Source organism: Bacteroidales bacterium (assembly GCA_023229505.1).
Taxonomy (GTDB): Bacteria; Bacteroidota; Bacteroidia; order Bacteroidales; family JAGOPY01; genus JAGOPY01.
Window position 1 is genome coordinate 155,081 of the sequence record JALNZD010000001.1, and the last position, 18,958, is coordinate 174,038.

The 18,958-nt window shown below is 45.7% G+C and carries 15 protein-coding genes; 5 read left to right on the forward strand and 10 right to left on the reverse strand.

Annotation, left to right across the window (positions count from 1 at the left end):
- Window positions 1-29: 29 nt before the first annotated feature.
- From M0Q51_00665 to M0Q51_00675, 3 genes are read left to right on the forward strand one after another with little or no spacing between them, the layout of a single operon-like run.
- Complete coding sequence (locus tag M0Q51_00665; GenBank protein MCK9398491.1) at window positions 30-887, forward strand: PASTA domain-containing protein; 858 nt, start codon at window positions 30-32, stop codon at window positions 885-887.
- Window positions 887-3,040 carry a T9SS type A sorting domain-containing protein gene (locus tag M0Q51_00670; GenBank protein ID MCK9398492.1) on the forward strand — a complete coding sequence of 718 codons (2,154 nt, stop codon included), beginning with the start codon at window positions 887-889 and terminating at the stop codon, window positions 3,038-3,040. The genes M0Q51_00665 and M0Q51_00670 overlap by 1 nt, the downstream gene beginning before the upstream one ends.
- 5 nt (window positions 3,041-3,045) lie before the next feature.
- Window positions 3,046-4,092 (forward strand): RluA family pseudouridine synthase, encoded by a 1,047-nt coding sequence (locus M0Q51_00675; protein ID MCK9398493.1) that lies wholly within the window; start codon window positions 3,046-3,048, stop codon window positions 4,090-4,092.
- Between the two features lie 57 nt (window positions 4,093-4,149).
- On the opposite strand, the gene mazG is transcribed toward M0Q51_00675, so the two are convergent.
- Window positions 4,150-4,932 (reverse strand): nucleoside triphosphate pyrophosphohydrolase, encoded by a 783-nt coding sequence (gene mazG, locus M0Q51_00680; GenBank protein ID MCK9398494.1) that lies wholly within the window; start codon window positions 4,930-4,932, stop codon window positions 4,150-4,152.
- A 121-nt stretch (window positions 4,933-5,053) separates the two neighbouring features.
- Between mazG and M0Q51_00685 the strand changes: the two genes are divergently transcribed.
- Both M0Q51_00685 and M0Q51_00690 read left to right on the forward strand, forming a co-directional pair.
- Window positions 5,054-6,235 carry an acyloxyacyl hydrolase gene (locus tag M0Q51_00685; protein ID MCK9398495.1) on the forward strand — a complete coding sequence of 394 codons (1,182 nt, stop codon included), beginning with the start codon at window positions 5,054-5,056 and terminating at the stop codon, window positions 6,233-6,235.
- 16 nt (window positions 6,236-6,251) lie between these two features.
- A complete protein-coding gene (locus M0Q51_00690) occupies window positions 6,252-6,989 on the forward strand; it encodes a DUF2807 domain-containing protein (GenBank protein ID MCK9398496.1) in 738 nt (245 codons plus the stop codon).
- 99 nt (window positions 6,990-7,088) lie between these two features.
- On the opposite strand, the gene M0Q51_00695 is transcribed toward M0Q51_00690, so the two are convergent.
- The 9 genes from M0Q51_00695 to guaB form a co-directional block, all read right to left on the reverse strand.
- A complete protein-coding gene (locus M0Q51_00695; protein ID MCK9398497.1) occupies window positions 7,089-7,724 on the reverse strand; it encodes a peroxiredoxin in 636 nt (211 codons plus the stop codon).
- Window positions 7,725-7,834: 110 nt separating this feature from the next.
- Window positions 7,835-9,349, reverse strand: a complete 1,515-nt coding sequence (locus tag M0Q51_00700) for a TolC family protein (GenBank protein MCK9398498.1) — start codon at window positions 9,347-9,349, stop codon at window positions 7,835-7,837.
- Window positions 9,342-10,736 (reverse strand): ABC transporter permease, encoded by a 1,395-nt coding sequence (locus M0Q51_00705; GenBank protein MCK9398499.1) that lies wholly within the window; start codon window positions 10,734-10,736, stop codon window positions 9,342-9,344. The genes M0Q51_00700 and M0Q51_00705 overlap by 8 nt, the downstream gene beginning before the upstream one ends.
- Before the next feature lie 8 nt (window positions 10,737-10,744).
- Window positions 10,745-12,025 (reverse strand): efflux RND transporter periplasmic adaptor subunit, encoded by a 1,281-nt coding sequence (locus M0Q51_00710; protein MCK9398500.1) that lies wholly within the window; start codon window positions 12,023-12,025, stop codon window positions 10,745-10,747.
- A gap of 25 nt (window positions 12,026-12,050) precedes the next feature.
- Complete coding sequence (locus tag M0Q51_00715) at window positions 12,051-13,019, reverse strand: MoxR family ATPase (GenBank protein ID MCK9398501.1); 969 nt, start codon at window positions 13,017-13,019, stop codon at window positions 12,051-12,053.
- A 63-nt stretch (window positions 13,020-13,082) separates the two neighbouring features.
- The gene (locus tag M0Q51_00720; protein ID MCK9398502.1) at window positions 13,083-14,456 is read right to left on the reverse strand and encodes a peptidylprolyl isomerase; all 1,374 of its coding nucleotides are present in this window, start codon (window positions 14,454-14,456) and stop codon (window positions 13,083-13,085) included.
- A 59-nt stretch (window positions 14,457-14,515) separates the two neighbouring features.
- Window positions 14,516-15,355, reverse strand: coding sequence for a hypothetical protein (locus tag M0Q51_00725; GenBank protein MCK9398503.1), 840 nt, complete (start codon window positions 15,353-15,355; stop codon window positions 14,516-14,518).
- 13 nt (window positions 15,356-15,368) lie between these two features.
- Window positions 15,369-17,363, reverse strand: a complete 1,995-nt coding sequence (locus M0Q51_00730; GenBank protein ID MCK9398504.1) for a peptidyl-prolyl cis-trans isomerase — start codon at window positions 17,361-17,363, stop codon at window positions 15,369-15,371.
- A 45-nt stretch (window positions 17,364-17,408) separates the two neighbouring features.
- The gene (gene guaB / locus M0Q51_00735) at window positions 17,409-18,881 is read right to left on the reverse strand and encodes an IMP dehydrogenase (protein MCK9398505.1); all 1,473 of its coding nucleotides are present in this window, start codon (window positions 18,879-18,881) and stop codon (window positions 17,409-17,411) included.
- Window positions 18,882-18,958: the final 77 nt, after the last annotated feature.

Sequence of the window (18,958 nt, forward strand, 5' to 3'; positions counted from 1 at the left end):
CATACCTGTCCGGGATAAAATTAGTAAAAATGAGCTTCCTCGGTTTTCTCTTTAAAAAGAATTTTTATATCCACCTGGGGATATCAGTTATTCTTACGTTCATTCTGTTACTGATTGTGATCGGTTTGCTCAAAACCTATACACGGCATGGTGAGGCTTATGTTGTGCCAGACCTGGAAGGATTAACGCTTGACCAACTGCATGAAAATGAAGCGACCCGGGCTTTTCATTTCCTTGTAACTGATTCTGTATACGACAACAGCCTTATCCCCGGTTCAGTAATTAAGCAGAATCCCTCTGCCGGGTCGAAAGCAAAAGAAGGAAGAACCGTTTATATGACTGTGGTTTCCTATACGCCTAAAATGAGCATCATGCCGGAGTTGAAAGATTTAACTGTCAGGCAGGCAGTCACGACATTAAGGACTAGCGGTTTAAAAATCAGGAGATTATTGTTCACACCTTATTTTGCCGGGAATTCGGTACTTGGACAATATTTCAATGGTGACACCCTCATTGCAGGCACCGAAATCCTTGAAGGAAGTGAAATTGATCTGCTGGTAGGGCTGAGTGAAAACCAAAGATCAAGGGTTCCGTTTGTTGTAGGGCTTACCCGCGATGAAGCCAGCGGGTCCCTTCAAATGGCTTCTTTTAATGCCGGGAGGATGCATTACTTTGACCAGGCAAATCCTATTCACAGCAGGGTTTACCGGCAATATCCCCCGTGGAATATCGAAATGCTTCCAGGTGACTCCATCACCTTGTATCTCCGGTCTGATTTAACATTCAACTTTGATTCCCTCTTAAGATCAAATAATCCTGATACAGCTGTCATAGTGGACCAGCCGATAGATCTTGATGAGAATTCAGATGAACTTGAAGAAGAATAATGAAGAAAATCATTCTTTTTATCATCATTATAGCCGGTATCCGGCTGAATCCCATTGCCCAGGAAGTGGTCTCGGGTCTATTTGAAAATCCGGTCATCCGGGCAGAATATGAAAGGCTGCAATCAGGGCCCGGCATCAGAAACAACAGTGAAGAAGAGGCATCCGTCCATCTTCCGTTTTTCGATGATTTCTCCCAAACATGGATTTACCCTGACAATTCCCGCTGGATGGATGAAGAAGTTTATGTCAACTCCAACTTCGGATACCGGTCAGTCAATGTGGGTGTGGCTACCCTCGATGCCATCAGCGGCAAAGGTAAATTACATGCCAATGCCAGCCAGTTCCCGTTCCAGGCAGATTCCCTCACCTCAAGGCCGATCAGGCTGGATTCCATCTTCAATCCTGTACCCCGGAATACCACCCTGGCCGATTCAATTTATCTCAGCTTCTTCTATCAGCCGCAAGGCAGGGCAAACCCGCCGGAAGGCCCTGACTCGCTGATCCTGCAATTTGGCTATTTTACCGGTGACTCTGTTTTCACAAATACGTATGATTCTATCTGGGTGCCACTGAGTGATTATATCCATCTGGGTGATACTATTTTCCCTGGTGACACTGTTTACAGCCCGTTCGGGCTTTGCGGAAACGGGCTTTTCGTTATCGCCGGTGATTATTATTTTTATGAAGATATGATCCAGCTGCCTTGCGATTCGATCTTCAGCCCTGAATTTAAATGGAAACGGGTCTGGAGTTCCAGCGGAATGACTCTGGCAGAATTTTACCAGGAATATGGCACTTACAGCAGGCAGGTCATGATCCCTATTCTTGACAGCGTCAAATATTTCAGGAAAGATTTCCAGTTCAGGTTTATCAATATTGCAAGCCTGGCCAGCGATTTCAATGCGAGCTGGAGGAGCAACTGCGACCAGTGGAATGTCGACTACGTCTACCTCAATATGGGAAGATCCTACAAAGACACGGTTTACCGTGATGTGACCTTTGCGGAACGCGCCCCTTCCTTATTGAAGAATTATGAGTCGATGCCTTTCAGCCAATATGTCAACAACCCCACCAATGAAATGAAAGAGAACCTGGATCTGCTGATCACCAATCTCGATTCGACCATCTTCAATTCTACTTATTATTATGTGGTTTACCAGGTTGACGGCCCTTTCCAGTATCTATACCCGGGCGGGAACTGCAATCTCTTCCCTTTCAACCTAAACGGTTATCAGAATTGCATTTCCTGTGCAGCACACGCCTGCCCACCGGTGAACTTTATATTCCCCACGTTATCCTCCACAGACAGCGCTGAATTCGAAGTTAGGCATTATATTATCGGTGATATTACCCCAACCGATACGGTGGGTGATACACTGACCTTCAGGCAAAAATTCTTTAATTATTATGCTTATGATGACGGCACTCCCGAAGAGGGTTACGGGTTGACACCGGCAGGATCCAAATTAGCTTACCGTTTTAAGCTGAACATGAAAGACACACTCAGGGCGGTTCAGATGTTTTTTAACCATACACTGAATGATGCCAACGCAGATTTTTTTAACATAATGGTCTGGCAGGACGAAAACGGGAAACCGGGAAATGTGCTTTATTCCCAGCTTAACGAGAAAGTGGAATTTTCCTCCGGCCTGCTTGGCTTTCATACCTATATGCTTGATGAGCCGCTGCCTGTGAACGGAACATTCTATATTGGCTGGGAACAACAGACCGGGAATAACCTGAACCTTGGCTTTGACCGTTATAATAACGCGCAACAGAACATCTTCTACAACTCCACAGGTCAGTGGTTCCAGTCGACTTACCAGGGAGCGCTGTTAATGCGTCCGGTTTTGGGTAAGGCATTCCAGGTTTCAGGGTTAGATGAACCCACTTATGATGCAGGGTCTATAATCCCCTACCCCAATCCTTTAAACGGCAGCCGGATCAATTTCAGATGCACGGGGAAATATGAAAATACTACCGAAACCGGCAATTTCAGTGTCTCAATCCACAGCCTTCCGGGTGAAGAATTATTCTCCGGATCCTTTCGTCAATCAATCGATATCCCCCGGTTCAGTCCGGGTCTCTATATCATCTCTGTAAGGGACGAGAATGGACAGATCATTTCTGTTTCCAAGCTGATAAAAAATTAATCCAGATGTCTGCTGACCTCCCGGAAATGAATGAAGACCAGGAGGTGCTGGAAGAAAGCCAGGACCTTTACGAACATTATCGCTTTGTAGCCGATAAGGGACAGGGGCTGCTGCGTATCGACAAATTCCTGATGCTCCGCATTGAAAATGCCACACGAAATAAGATCCAGCAAGCGGCCCATGCCGGCAACATACTGGTGAACGGCCTTCCGGTCAAACCCAACTACCGGGTAAAACCGTTGGATGTGATCTCCATCGTTCTTTCACATCCTCCCAGGGAAATTGAGATCATCGCTGAAAATATCCCGGTGGAGATATTATACGAAGACAGCGACTTGCTGGTGGTTAACAAACAGGCAGGAATGGTCGTGCATCCGGCTTACGGGAATTATACGGGCACACTGGTCAATGCCCTGGCTTTCCATCTCCAGGAGATCTCGCCGGACAAAGAACCTGGCCGGACCCCTTTCCTGGTTCACCGGATTGATAAGGACACCTCGGGGGTGATGATTGCAGCCAAGAACGAACTTGCCCAGGCCAGGCTGGCGGCACAGTTCTTTCATCACACGATCGACCGGCATTATCTTGCACTGGTCTGGGGTGATTTTGAAGATGATAAGGGCACCATTACCGGTCATATCGGGCGAAGCATCCGCGACCGCAAGGTTTTTGCCGTATTTTCAGATGGTAGCCAGGGCAGGCATGCCGTGACACATTACACTGTTATCGAAAGATTCGGATATGTGACTTTGCTGGACTGCAAGCTCGAAACCGGCCGTACACACCAGATCCGGGTACATTTCCAGCATATCCGGCATCCCCTTTTTGGCGATGAAACTTATGGGGGCAATGTGATCCTGAAAGGCACCACCTTCACAAAATATAAGCAATTCGTGAATAACTGCTTTGCGATCCTCCCACGCCAGGCCCTGCATGCACGCTTACTAGCCTTTATCCACCCCACTACCAAACAATGGATCCAGTTTGAGTCCGAACCGCCCGAAGATATGGCTACGGTGATTGAGAGGTGGAGGCGGTACAGGAAAGAATAATTCCAAATTCCAAATTCCAAATTCCAAATTGCTGACTGCTGACTGTTGACTGCTGACTTAATTTCCTGCCCTCTTTGCTTCATTCCAGAAAGCATCCATTTCCTCCAGCGACATCTGGTGAAGGGCCTTGCCCGTGTTCCTGGCACCTTTCTCAACATATTGAAACCTCTTGATGAATTTTCTGTTAGTCCGTTCAAGGGCATCTTCAGGATTGATATCGATAAAACGGGCATAATTGACCAGAGCAAATAACAGGTCGCCAAATTCCATCTCAAGCTTTTGCTTGTCAAAATCTTCTTCAGCACATTCGACTTCTCTTCTGAACTCGTGCATTTCCTCAACTACCTTATCCCATACCTGCGAGATTTTATCCCAGTCGAAACCGACACCGCCGGCCTTTTCCTGGATGCGGTAAGCTTTAACCAGTGCAGGAAGTGAATGAGGAACACCCCCCAACACTGACTCACGGCCTTCTGTCATTTTGATTTTCTCCCAGTTGTCCCTGACCTCGCCTGCATTTTTCACCTGCACATTGCCGTATATATGAGGGTGCCGCCTGATCAGTTTCTCACATATCGAGTCAAGTACATCCCTGATATCAAACGCATTCTTTTCACTTCCAATTTTCGCGTAAAAAACGATATGCAGCATCAGGTCGCCAAGTTCATTTTTGATTCCATCCGGGTCCTTTTCCATGATTGAATCTGACAGCTCATAAGTTTCCTCCAATGTCAGGTGCCGGAGGCTGTCGAAAGTCTGCTCACGATCCCAGGGGCATTTCTCCCTTAATTCATCCATAATATTGAGAAGGTTTGCAAAAGATTGTATCCGGGGATCCATAAATCTTATTTTACGCAAAAGTAAGGTTAAATGACCTATGGGTTTACCTTTAACTGGATTGTATTTTACTAATTTTGTCCACACCTTTATTCTCGGAGTTATTTCATGGTCAGTCCCTGTCATGCATAAGCTATTCAGAACATTACCCGGTGGTTTTACCCTGCGGGGCACAATCGGGCTTTTGGTTCTGTTCTTTTTGGCAGGTCCTGTCAATGCACAACAAGAATTCCGTCACAAGCTCCGGAGTCATGGCATTGTATTGGAAGGCAGGGTTTACTATGGCTGGACACTTGACCATCATATTGAAATAACGCCTTATAAACGGCACTACCCTGCTTATGAAATAAGCGTTCTCAAGGCCACTTATGGCCGCACACGTTGGGAATACATGTACAATTATCCTCTGATCGGGATTTCATATTGGTATTCCGACCTTGGTCGCACCAAGCCCCTGGGGGCGGCTCATGCAATTTTCCCCTACATTAATTTTCCATTACTACAGAAGAAAGGATTTAATGTCTATTTCCGGCTTGGTGTGGGCATCGGTTACCTTACCCAAAAATACGACCGCTATGATAATTTCGAGAACCTGGCCATTGGCTCTCATCTCAATGGCGCCGTCAATCTTCTTCTTGAAGCCCGCCTGCGATTGGGCAAAAGGTTCATGGCAGCCGGGGGAGTATCGTTAATGCATTTTTCCAATGGGGCCATCAAACAACCAAACTATGGCCTGAATATGCCCGGGGTTAGCTTTTCCCTGGCCTACAGGCTGAGCCGGGAAAACCCTTATCAGAGGCAGAAACTGCTTCCGGAACTCGTCCCCTTTGAATTCGATGGAAAGAAGTTTCTTCAACTCGACTTGAATGCAGGATTCGGTATCAAAGACTTACATGCCACTCTTGGTAATGGGAACCAATATGTTGTGGCTGTGGTTTATGGTAACCTGCTCTGGCCTGTGCGTTTCAAGAGCAGAATCGGTTTTGGCTTCGATATCTCGTATGATGGTTCGGATGAGAAACTGCTTGAAGTCAGGGGTAACGTTCCAAAACACCGGATCAATATTGTCAAAACCGGCGTGACAGGAAGCTATGAGCTTGCTTTCTCCAGGATGGCAATTATGATGAACCTGGGTATAAATATTTCAGGTGCCGATAAAAGCGATGGTTATGTCTATGAAAAGCTTGCCCTCCGCTACAGGATTACAAAAAACCTTTTCGGCAGCCTTACGCTGAAAGCTTATTATGGCAAGGCCGATTATATCACATTCGGATTGGGTTACAGGATACCTGTCAAATATTACTGATAAAGAAAAGATGAAGATGAAAAGACTGATCAAATTATTTTTCACTGTAATGGCGCTATTACTTACCCAATGTAGCAAAGATGATGGCATATGCGTCAGTTCAACCGGGAAAACTATCACGCAGGATCGCACAGGTCTTCCGTATCATTATGTTGAAGTTTACGATAACATCAATCTTATTCTGACCCAGGATAGCGCCTTTACCGGCATAAAAGTGGAAGCCGGTGAGAATCTCATTGATGGCATCACAACTGAGATTGACAGCGGGAAGCTCGTGCTTAGGAATTGTAATTCATGTAACTGGCTGCGGAGCTTCGAAGTACCGGTGAATGTTTACCTGACATTTACCCAACTGGACACCCTTATTTTTCGTGCAGCCGGAAAAATTACCTGCACCAATGAATGGACGAATGATTCCGTCTATTTTGATGTGATCGGGGGAGGAGGACAAATTGACCTGAAACTGAATGTATTTAAATCTTATTTATCTGTCCTGTACGGAACAGTTACCGTCAATGTCACAGGGTTTTCGCAGGTCACCTTCATTTCAAGCCAGGGATATGGCCCCTTTCACGCTGAAAATCTTTACTCAATGTATACTTACATTTACACTTACAGCCCGAATGATGTGTTTGTTTATGCCAAGAATGAGCTGGGCGCAGAGATCGGCAATATCGGCAACGTTTATTACCGTGGCGACCCGCCGGAAGTTAGCACCAACATTACTGGTGAAGGGAAGCTTATTAAACTATGAGTAGGCTGTTGACAGTTGACAGTTGACAGTTGGCAGGATTATTAAACTGCTTACTTCTAACTGTCAACTGTCAACTGTCAACTGTCAACTGTCAACTTCTTAATGCCTGTGCGCAAGGTAATCTGCTACACCCTCGGCAGTGGCCTTCATGGCTGTCTCACCTGCGTGCCAGTTGGCCGGGCAAACCTCGCCATTTTCTTCGAAGAACTGAAGTGCATCGACCATGCGGAGAGCTTCGTCAATGCTGCGGCCAAGCGGCAGGTCGTTGACCAATTGGTGACGCACTACACCCTGCTTATCGATCAGAAATAATCCACGGTAAGCTACGGCTTCACCTTCGAAATCCAACTCGCCATCTTCCGTATAATCATATTCACCGGCAAGCACATCATAGTTTTCCGAGATGGTTTTGGAAAGATCAGATACCAATGGGAAAGTAACACCTTTTATGCCGCCATCTTTCAACTCAGTATTCAGCCATGCCCAGTGAGAAAATTTACTATCTATCGAACATCCGACCACTGCTACATTTCTTTGCTCAAACTCTGCAAGTTTATCCTGGAATGCCAGGATCTCAGTCGGGCACACAAAAGTAAAATCCAAAGGGTAAAAAAAGAAAACAACATATTTTTTCCCAATGAATTGTTCAAGGGAAAATTTCCCGACAAATTCACCACCATTTATCACGGCGTCAGCTTCGAATAACGGAGCCTTTTTACCAACTAAAACTGCCATACAATATTAATTTTAAGTTTTAAATTTTAAATTTTAAGTTAATTCTGTATTCTATATTCTGTCTTCTAATAAATTACAAAGGTAATCCATTCCTCCAGATATTCAACAACTCACATAATCTCCCTGATATCAAAGATCAGCATTTTATCATCGAGGAAATCGTACAGGGTCATTTTACGCAGCTGATAATAATTTACCCAGTAACTGCGAAGGGCTGAATAATAACCTTTCCGGGCATTATCATTGTCGATCTGCGCATTGTTGAGTTCGAGCACGTCATTAACCTGGCCGATCATGTAACGTTTCTGAGTCACATCGTATCTTTTCTGTGCCACCGTATCGGCTTTGGCCGCAATAAACAGCTGATTCTTCTGCATATTAAACTGCATAACGGTCAGAAATACATTTTGTTCAAAATCTATAATTTCCTGCTCAACAGATGTTTGTTCAAGTTCGAAGTTTGATTCCGCTACCCTGATTTGTCCTCTTGCCTTCCCCCAATCGAGGATAGGTATGTTCATTCCGACATTCAGCTGCTGCTGATCTACAGGGTTCTTGTATACATTGGATAATAATCCGGTACTTTGCGTCAGTCCGTATTCAACGTAAAGGTCTGCATCAAACCTTCCGTTCATTTTAGCTCTTCTGACATCGCTTTCAGCAGTGATCAGCCGTTCCTGGAAGTCTATTGAAGCAGCGGTGTTTCTTCTGGCTTCATCCAATGCTTTTGCTGCACTGATCATATCATACCGGGTTTCCGCCGGCGGCAATAGTTTAATTGCACCGGCATCTTTTATCCTCAGATAAGACTTGAGGCGGAACAACATATTCTCATAATCAAGGCTTGCATTATCCACTGAAGCTTTCGCCCTGAGAAAGTTGAGCTCAAGTTGCAAGAGGTCGTTTTCAGCAATCTTTCCCAGTTGGTACCTCCCCCGGGCGATCTTGTAAAGGGTATCATAATTGTTCAGGTTCTTTTCGGCAATTAACTTCTCGATCTGCGCCAGTAACAAATTAAAAAAATGATTGATCGTCGTGATAGAAACCTGCTCAACATCTTCCATATACTGCCGTTTGGCTTTCTCATACTTGAGCGGCTCCAGTTGCTTCGCCCAGCGGTATTCGTTATACTGGAAAACAGGCTGGCGATATCCTATGATTATTGGTGTCGATTGATAATTGGAGTACGTGCTGTCCGGATAAAAATTATCCAAACGTTGAAGCCGTGATTCAAGGAAAACTGACCCACCGGTGAAACCGATTTTCTGATTAATCGTCATCCCGGCTGAATAATTGCCAAGCGTGTTATATTGGAAGATATCCGGTCCGTCCGGGACGGAAATCGTACGGAATGAACGGCTGAAACTGGGAAGATTAGCATCCAGATTAACGGAAGGGAGATAGTCGGCTTTGAAAGAGCGATACTGCCAATAGTTAATCCTGAAACGATGCTTGGCGATCATGGCATCTGAAGATTTAGTCTGGGCAATGGCCAGGGCATCGCTGAGGTTCAGCACCAGGGTGTCATTCTGGGAAAATGCAGATGACAGGTTGATCATCAGGACAAAAGCAACAGAAAAAATGATCTTTGACCTCTTGATGGAATATGATTTTATTCTATTCATATCTTAAAGATTCAACCGGATCCTGGTCCGAGGCCCTTTTTGCCGGCATGTATCCGAAGAGGATTCCTATAAAAGCTGAAACCCCGAATGATACCACGATTGATATCGGTTTGACTATCGTCAGGATCCCTGTGGTGCGGTGGATCATTATGGCAAAAATGACGCCAAGGGCAATGCCGATCACCCCGCCGGAGATGCTGATGATGATGGCTTCAGAAAGAAACTGGAAAATGACATCTCTCCGGGTAGCCCCTGATGCCCGGCGGATGCCGATCTCTTTGGTCCGTTCCATGACTGACGCCAGCATGATGTTCATGATGCCAATGCCCCCTACTACCAATGAAATACCTGCAATGAAACCCAGGACGATGTTGAAAATGTCTTTTGTTTTTTGTTCCTGTTTAAGTAATAACTCAGGAACACTAATCTGAAAATCATCAACCTGCTGATGCCGCCTTTTCAGCATGGCTGTAAGGGCTTTTGTGGTAGCATCCAGGTATTTGCTGTCGGACACCTGTACCACGACCTTATCCAGCTGGTTATAATTGTCATCCATTGAACCCGAAGAACTGCTTGAAAAGGAAGCCATGCCTCCATCTATAAACATCATCGAACTCCCCCCCTGCCGCAGCGAGGCATCATTTACATAAGCACGGTCCCTGTACCTGAGCAGTACCGTGTGGATGGGCGCATAGATATGGTCATTGTAATCACTGATGCCAATGTCTTTTGATTCATCAACCTGGAAAGCCCGGTTTTCTAATACACCGATCACGGTAAGCCAGATCCCGCCACATTTGATGGTTTTACCCAATGGGTCTTCCTGTGAGAAGAACCTTGATTTTACGCTGGGGCCGATAATACAAACCGGGCTGCCTGATATTACCTGCTGTTCCTGGAAATACTGTCCCGCAAATAGTTTCAGGTTATAAACTTCGAAAAAATCGTTGGTCACCCCGATCAACTTGGCTGCTGAACGTTTGCCGCCTTTAATAATGAAAGAGTCATAACTAACTTCAGCACTGACCCTCGTGACGGTCGGAATAATGTCTTTTATGCTTTCAGCGTCTTCCAGGGTAAGGCCAGGGGAATATTTTTTCTGCATCTTCTGCCCGCTGCTTTCTTCAGCTGATCCTCCCCCACTTTTACCGTTCAGTTCGAGCAGTGGGGTGACGACGATGTTGTTCACCCCGACCAGTTTGATCTGGTCGAGGATTTCTTTCCTGGCGCCATTTCCAATGGCCATCATGGAGATTACTGCTGCTACCCCAAATATGACGCCCAGTGCGGTGAGCATTGATCTGAAACGGTTGGCGATCACTGCTTCCACCGCAATATTGAGCGAGTGGAAATAACGCTGGTAGGTTGTTTTCCGGATATTTTTCATCTTAATGGCTAATGGGCCTTGTCGCTTTCCTGGCGGAATTTCCCGATCACCTCGGGATCAAGCCTGATTAGCTTGCTCTTCTCCGCATCTGTCGGGGGAACCAGGTAGACCTCTTCACCCGCCTCCAGCCCGGCCCTGATAATCACTTCATTTTCATTAGAAAGGCCCGGAATAACCTGTTTGCGTGAATTTCCAACATAAACATAGCTCATACTATCATTCGATTGCACGCAATCAAGCGGAATAAAAAGTACGCTGTCGACACTCGACGTCAGGACCTCATTCTTGGTCGTCATCGCTGGTCTGAGAATTGAGTCAAATTCGTTCACTTCAATACTGACCTCAAAGACTTTGGCGTTTGAATTCGGCAGTTGCTGCCCGATGTTAGCCACTTCAGTCACAGTCCCGGTAAATTTCTTGTCGGGAAACGCGTCTACACCTATGCGTACCTCCTGGTTGACCTTGACTTTGCTGATATCAATCTCGTTCACATAAGTCTTGGATTTCATTTCTTTGAGATTGGGAAGTTCGGCAACAATCGGATCCCAGACACTGATTTGTGATCCAATCCCCTGCTTCTGGCCATCCCAGCCCCGGCGATAGATCACCATGCCTGATTTAGGAGCAAATATGGTAAACTCGTTCAGCAACGCCACCATCTTGGCATAATCCGACTGGACTTTCTTCTTGGAAGTATTGATCTCCTGCATGTCAGCCTCGGACTTCCTGAGCTTTACTTCGTAATTTTCGACAGCTTGTTCATAATTCCGCTGGGCTCTTTCGAGTTCAATCTTTGCCTGTCGCTGCGTTGCCGGCGGTTCATAGATCGACTGGTCGACCACGATCTGTTTCTCTTCGAGGGCATACTTCAGGTTAACCAGGTTATCCCTGTTCGTTCTAAGCTCAAGGGTCGTATCTAGCTGGGTTTTGGTAAACTGGGTTTCCAGTTTCTCTATCTCAAGCTCCTGGTCTTTCATCTTATTCACCAGTTCGGTGCGGTCCAGCGTGGCAATGTATTCTCCCGAATCGACCACTGTTCCGTCCGGGATAATATCTTCGATCTTGATCTGCCAGATGCGGAAATCACGCAGGTTAACAGGACCGTTAATCTTTTCTGAGCTTTTAGCCTCCAGTTCCCCCGTTGTCGTAACCGTTACATCAAATTTACCAAATTTAACAGGGACCTTAACCGTCGTTTCTTTATCCGGGCCGCTTCCGGCGACCATCCAGATGATGACTATCAATAATACGGCGGCCAGGCTGATCAGATAAATCTTACTTTTTTTCATAATGGCCAGTGTTGATATGACTATGTTATTTAAGGAATTCCTGGATGATCTTTTCTATGGTAAATCCTTCGGCTTCTGCCTTATAGTTCCTGACAATCCGGTGGCGCAGGATGGAGGTGGCGATTGCCTTTACATCTTCGATATCAGGAGAATATTTTCCCTGAATGGCGGCATGGCATTTCGCCCCGATGATGAGGTATTGCGATGCTCTCGGACCAGCCCCCCAGGTGATGAAATCATTAGCCAGTGCATGGGCCGCCGGAGTGCCCGGGCGCGTTTTAGCTGACAATGAAACTGCATATTTATAAACATTGTCCGGTACCGGGATCCTGCGGATAAGCCCCTGGAAGAACAGGATCTCTTCGGCGCTGAGCACTACCTTCAAATCTACCTGCTTATCCTGTGTGGTGCTCTTTACAACTTCAATTTCCTGGTCAAATGAAGGATAATCCAGCCAGATGTTGAACATAAAGCGGTCGAGTTGTGCTTCGGGCAATGGATAGGTACCTTCTTGTTCAATCGGGTTCTGGGTTGCCAGCACAAAAAAGGGATCGGAAAGCTTGTAGTTCTTGCCGGCAACGGTAATTGCCTTCTCCTGCATGGCCTCAAGCAAAGCTGATTGGGTTTTGGGTGGCGTCCGGTTTATCTCATCCGCAAGGATAATGTTGGCAAAAACAGGACCATGTATGAATTTGAATTTCCTCTCTTCATCCAGGATCTCAGTACCGATGATATCCGAAGGCATCAGATCGGGTGTAAACTGGATCCGGCTGTATTTTAACCCGAGTGCTTGTGAGATCGTGTTGACCATTAAGGTTTTGGCGAGGCCCGGAACACCGACAAGCAATCCATGACCACGACTGAATATAGAGATCAGTACTTTTTTGACAACCTCATCCTGCCCGACAATAACCTTGGCTATCTCCGCCTTCAGGGTGGAATATTTTTCTACAAAAACATCAACGGCTTCAACATCAGATTTATACGATATCATTGAAATATATTTATCCTGGATTGTTTGATAACTAATATTTTATGGATTGAGATAATTTGCTTATTAATTATCCACAGGGAAAAAATTATAATTGAATCCACAGTTTTTATAATCATCGATCACCATGATATATGCATTATCGACGTTTTTATTCACCCACCCCATAAGCTTTTGTTGCTTTTTGTACTGTAAGGCCAATTCCTGTAAATAACTGTAATCATCGGTTAAGTTAGCCCGGTGAGGCTCGGTTCTCGCTTGAAGTTTCACCAGCCTGAAGGCTTCTTTTCCATCTTCAGTCTGGGTGGGTACCGGGGAAGATATCTGGCCGACCTCGAGCTTGTTAATGACAAATGAAACCTGGGGTTCCAGTTGGTCCATTTCAAACCAGGTAGTCCCGGTGTATGGATTGATGATATATCCACCGCCGGACTTTCCGGGGTCATCAGAATATTTTATCGCAGCGTCTTCAAAAGTGATTTCGCCGTCACGGATTTGTACCAGTACGCTATCCAATTTATTTCTGGCGTTTTCCAGGTCGATGGGTGAAGGTTTGGTCTGCAGGAGAATATGACGGGTATTGATATAATCTCCTTTTCTTTCAATGAGTTGGATGATATGGAAACCTGCCTTGGTTTCAACAATTTCTGATATTTCGCCTTCTTTCAACTTAAAAGCCACAGCTTCAAATTCGGGATATAACTCTCCCCGGCCAAAGAAACCGATCTCTCCTCCTTTGGCGGCAGATCCGGGATCATCAGAATAAAGGATGGCCAGGGTCGCGAAATTTTCCCCTTCAACCACTCTTCTTCTCAGATCCCTTAATTTCTCCTTGATCATCACTTTTTGCTCTAAACTTACAGGCGGGATTTTGATGATCTGCCTCATCTCAACCTGGGCACTTATAAGAGGGATACTGTCAGTAGGGATATTCCGGTAAAATTCCTTAACCTCGCTGGGTGTGACAAAAACATTCTTTGTGATGCTGGTCTGAACCTCCTGCACCAGCATATTGTTTTTGACCAGATCACGGAATTCCTCTTTAATCTCTATTATCGATTTTCCGTAATACTCTTCCAGTTTTTCCTGGGAACCGAACTGGGAGATGAAATACCGGAGACGCTGGTCAAGGGATTGCTCTACTTCGCTGTCGGATACCTGCACGCTGTCGAGCTCTGCCTGGTTCAGCAATAGATTCTCCAAAAGCATATTTTCAAGGATCTGGCATTTGACCGAACGTGCAGAACCCTCAATAGTTCCCTGCATCTTGGCTTGTAAATATTGTGCTTCAACCTCAGACTCCAGGACCATATTCTGTCCAACTACGGCAATGATCCGGTCGACCACTTTTTCCTGCGCCTGGAGTTTACCCAGCAATAAAAACAGGACGATAAGGTAAAGGAACCTGTAATTAAAAAGCAGTATATTCTTATCTCTCATAAATGGGTCCGTTAGAAATTAAAACAACCGTGGAGCTTATTTATTGTTTGATTCAAAGATTAATAGATCTTCGCTTTATCATCCTTAAATGCCTGGTCGATAAACTCCTGCCTTTTCATTTCAATCAGGTTTATTTTTCTGCCGTTCAGGATAATGTTCCTGATCTTTTCCCTTTCAAACTCAATGGGGGAGATGCTGTCGGCGGTTTTAAAATCATTGATCCTCACAAGGTAAATATAAACGGAATCCTCAGCTTCGGCATAATTCGTCCTGCGCAGGAAAAGGGCCTGATTATCAACCTCAAGCGGCATTTCATCGAGTAAATCACTCATAGAAACCCACTCCCTGGCAAACCAGTAATCGGTGGCATTCTTTTCTGCATATCCGGCCAACTCTAATACATTCCCGGATTCAGGTGATTTAAGCAGCTTGCGGAATTCTCTCAGGTGCCTTGATCTTTTATTAATTTTAACAAAATCAAACTTTACGATATTTCCCTTCAACTCAAACTGGCTGCGGTTCTCCGAGTAATACGCCTCGATTTGCTCTGGTGTAACATTAGTATCCAGATATTGACTGACCAGTTTTTGCTCCAGGGTAAAAAGAAGCAGGGAATTCCGGTATTCATCCAATTGCTTGGAAAAATCCTGTTCGTCGGATTTAAGGCTTTCCTTGGCTTTTTGGGTGAGTATCTCCTGTTGTATCCATTTAGTAATATAATTCTCAGCCAGGGTTATGCTGTCACGCTCTGAGAGGCCATCAGGTATCCGGTCCGCCAACTCTGAAATACGCAGGTATTTGTCATTTGCCCTGGCAACAATGCGATCCTCCGGTTCCGACTGGAACAGGTTTGTACAGGCACTTAAAACAACCAATAGGAACAGGATCGGCTTTTTCAATTCAAAGGGCTTTTTATTTTAATGTCGACAGAACATCTTCATAGATGATTACATTATATTTAGCTCTGAGTTCCCTGACCCATTGCTCTTCGAGAAAGGTCTGATAGTCGGCTGTCACGAGCCCCCTTGCTTCCTGCAGGATCTTCGGCTCTGGTTTCAGCACTTCGTACCCATAAACAAAAGAAGGACCTGAAGGTGAATCCACTATTGGTGAAAGTCCGGCTTTCCATTTGACCTTATCTACCACTGGTGAATCGCTCATGGAAAAATGAGCCGTTTCCACAAGAATATTAAGGGTAGTATCAGTATTAAAGTAATTCAAAACCTCTTCCGGAGTTTTACCGGTGGAAAACATATTCCTGACCTCATCCGTGTTAACCTGGGCCGGTTTGAGGATAGTCACGACCGTAGCATGGAAACGCTTATCCCACATGTATTTTCCCGGGTTGGCAGCAAAGAATTCAGCCAGGCCGGCTGTATCCTTAACAGCTTTCGACCAGACATTCTTATCTGTCAGGTCAAATAAAAGGATACCATCATGATATTCCTGCACCAGCATCCGGAAATCGGGATATTTTCCTTCCAGCTTACTGTCTTCATAAGCAACGCATTTATCAACGACGAATGTATTGTACGTTTCATTGAAGAATGCCGGAATATCTGTAATCCTTTTTGTTTGTTTCATGGCAATGTATTGCGCCAGGTCATGCTGGGTGTATTTTACATCTCTCAGGGAAAACACAACTTTATCAAGTCCTTTGGCTTTATTTACATCCCATTCCCCTTTCATCAGGCTGGTGTCGAGCGTAGCCAATACTGCCTCTTTGGCTTTGGGGTATTCTTTAAATCCATTTTCCTGCTTGATCCTGTTGATCACGGTTTCCTGGCTAAGTTTGTTGCGAAGGTCTTTTTCCAGGCGGCTTTTCAGGTTGAACTCTTCTTCTTCGAAGGTCCCAACCGGTTTTCGGCCTATCAGTTTAATAATATGGTAGCCAAAAGGAGTGGAAAAAGGTGCACTTATGCTGCCTGTATCTTTCAGGTTGCGTGTAGCTATAATAAATTCAGGTACCATCCGGTTGCTTCCAAACCAGGGTAGTTTACCCCCGTTTCCGGCAGATCCTTTATCTTCTGAATATTCAAGCACAACATCTTCAAATTTAACCCCCGAAGTTATCTTTTCATAAGCCCCATCGATCTTCATTTTTTTCTGTAAAGAATCCTTTGCGTTGGCATTGGGAGGCAAGGCCACAAAGATGTGTTCAACCTGCGCCTGCCCGAATGCAGGCTGTTTGTCGGTTACCTTGATCAGGTGATATCCGTAATCAGTCCTTAATGGTTGAGAAATTTTCCCTACTTCGGTAATATAAGCGCCCGTTTCAAATGGGTATACCATATCGAAAACGGTGAAATATCCCAGGTCACCCAGATTTCCCTTGCGGGCAGGCCGGTATTGGCTTGCTTCAGTATCCCGGGCTGAAGGATCTTCCGAAATCTCCACCGCCACTTTTCCGAAATCTTCTCCCATTAGGAGTCTTTCGCGGGTAGCCAGCGCTTTTTTGTATGCTTTCAATGTATCTTCAGGAGATGCATTCTTATCCAGGCGAATAAGGATATGGCTGGCCCTGATGTCCCAGTTTTTCCGTTCATAAGCTTCCTTCAGTAGATATTCACCGACCGAGGCGTCAACAAAATAAGGCTGCGCCAGCTGTTTGCGATAGCCTTCCAGTTCCTTGCGGAATGTCTGGAGTGTGTCCATCCCAAGCTCCTCAGCTTCTCTTACCTTAAGACGAAAATTGATATACAGGTCGAGATATTCTTTGATGGCGTCAGGACCCTGTTCCTCCCGGTTTAAATTATTTTTGTTGTAAACGTACATAAAGTCGCCGGCGGTGACATCTTCCCCGGCTATATTCAATAGCACCCGGTCGTCTGTCTTCTGGGCAATCAGTAAGTTCGAATATAAAGTAATAACAGTTAATAAGGACACTGCGAACCCGAATTTTCTCATGGTTTATCTCAATTTTAAGTTAATAATTTGCTCTTTTAAAATCCATTACAAACGGCTATAGTTGGGCGCTTCGCTGGTAATGGAGACATCATGGGGATGACCTTCGATGACACCTGCGTGGGTGATCTTGATGAAACGGGCCTGTTTGAGTGCTTCAATATTCTTTGCACCGACGTACCCCATTCCGGCCCGCAAACCGCCTACCAGCTGAAGGATGACTTCCGACAGGGTCCCTTTAAATGGCACCCGGCCTACGATTCCTTCCGGTACTAATTTGCGGATATCATCTTCCACATCCTGGAAATAACGGTCCTTTGATCCCTTCTGCATGGCTTCGATTGAGCCCATGCCCCTGTACGTTTTATATTTCCTGCCATCGAAAATGATGGTTTCACCTGGTGACTCATCCACACCGGCAAACAGGGAGCCAGCCATGATGGTATCAGCTCCGGCCGCCAATGCTTTGGCTATATCACCTGAGTAGCGGATCCCTCCATCGGCAATGACCGGTATGCCTGTGCCTTTAAGAACCTGGCTGACGGAATAAATAGCAGACAACTGCGGTACGCCTACCCCTGCGATAACCCTTGTCGTGCAGATAGAGCCGGGGCCAATACCTATCTTGATGGCATCTGCGCCTGCTTCTGCAAGTGCCAGGGCAGCTTCTGCCGTGCCAATATTGCCCACCACCAGGTCGATATTTGGGAACTGCTGTTTGATTTTGCGGGCAATTTCAATGACACTGCGGGTATGCCCGTGGGCCGTGTCTACCACGATGGCGTCAACATTAGCATCTACCAACGCTTCGGCCCGCTGCAACGTGTTGGAAGCAATGCCGACAGCGGCAGCTACCCGCAACCTGCCCTGGCCATCTTTGTAAGCATTGGGATGCGCCTGTATCTTGATAATGTCTTTATAAGTGATCAGCCCCACGAGACGGTTATGGTCATCCACGACAGGGAGCTTTTCAATCCGGTGCTTCTGAAGGATTTCCGCTGCTATTTCAAATGAAATGAACTCACGGGTGGTGATCAGGTTGTCTTTGGTCATTACTTCGGCTATAGGCCGGTTAGTGTTGCGCTCAAAACGAAGGTCGCGGTGGGTAACAATCCCTACCAGTTCCTTGTTGTTCTTTACCACGGGAATCCCGCCAATACCATATTCTTTCATCAGCATAAGCGCATCCCAGACTATAGCATCTACCGGTAAGGTCACCGGGTCAAGGATCATGCCGTTCTCGGCCCTTTTTACTTTCCTGACCTGATTGGCCTGTTCCTCGATCGACATATTCTTGTGGATCACCCCGATGCCACCCTCCTGGGCTATGGCAATGGCCATCATGGCCTCTGTCACAGTATCCATAGCAGCCGAGACGATCGGAATGTTTAAGTGGATATTCCTGGAAAAAAAGGAACAGATATCAGCCTCCCGGGGCATCACATCAGAATAGGCCGGAACAAGCAGAACATCATCATAAGTGAGGGCTTCACCAAGAAATTTATTGTTATCCAGCGTCATGACCTGAAAAATTTGATTTGCAAATGTATGAAAAAACCCTTTAACAACTCTTAAAAATTGTTAATACCGCGGTTGTG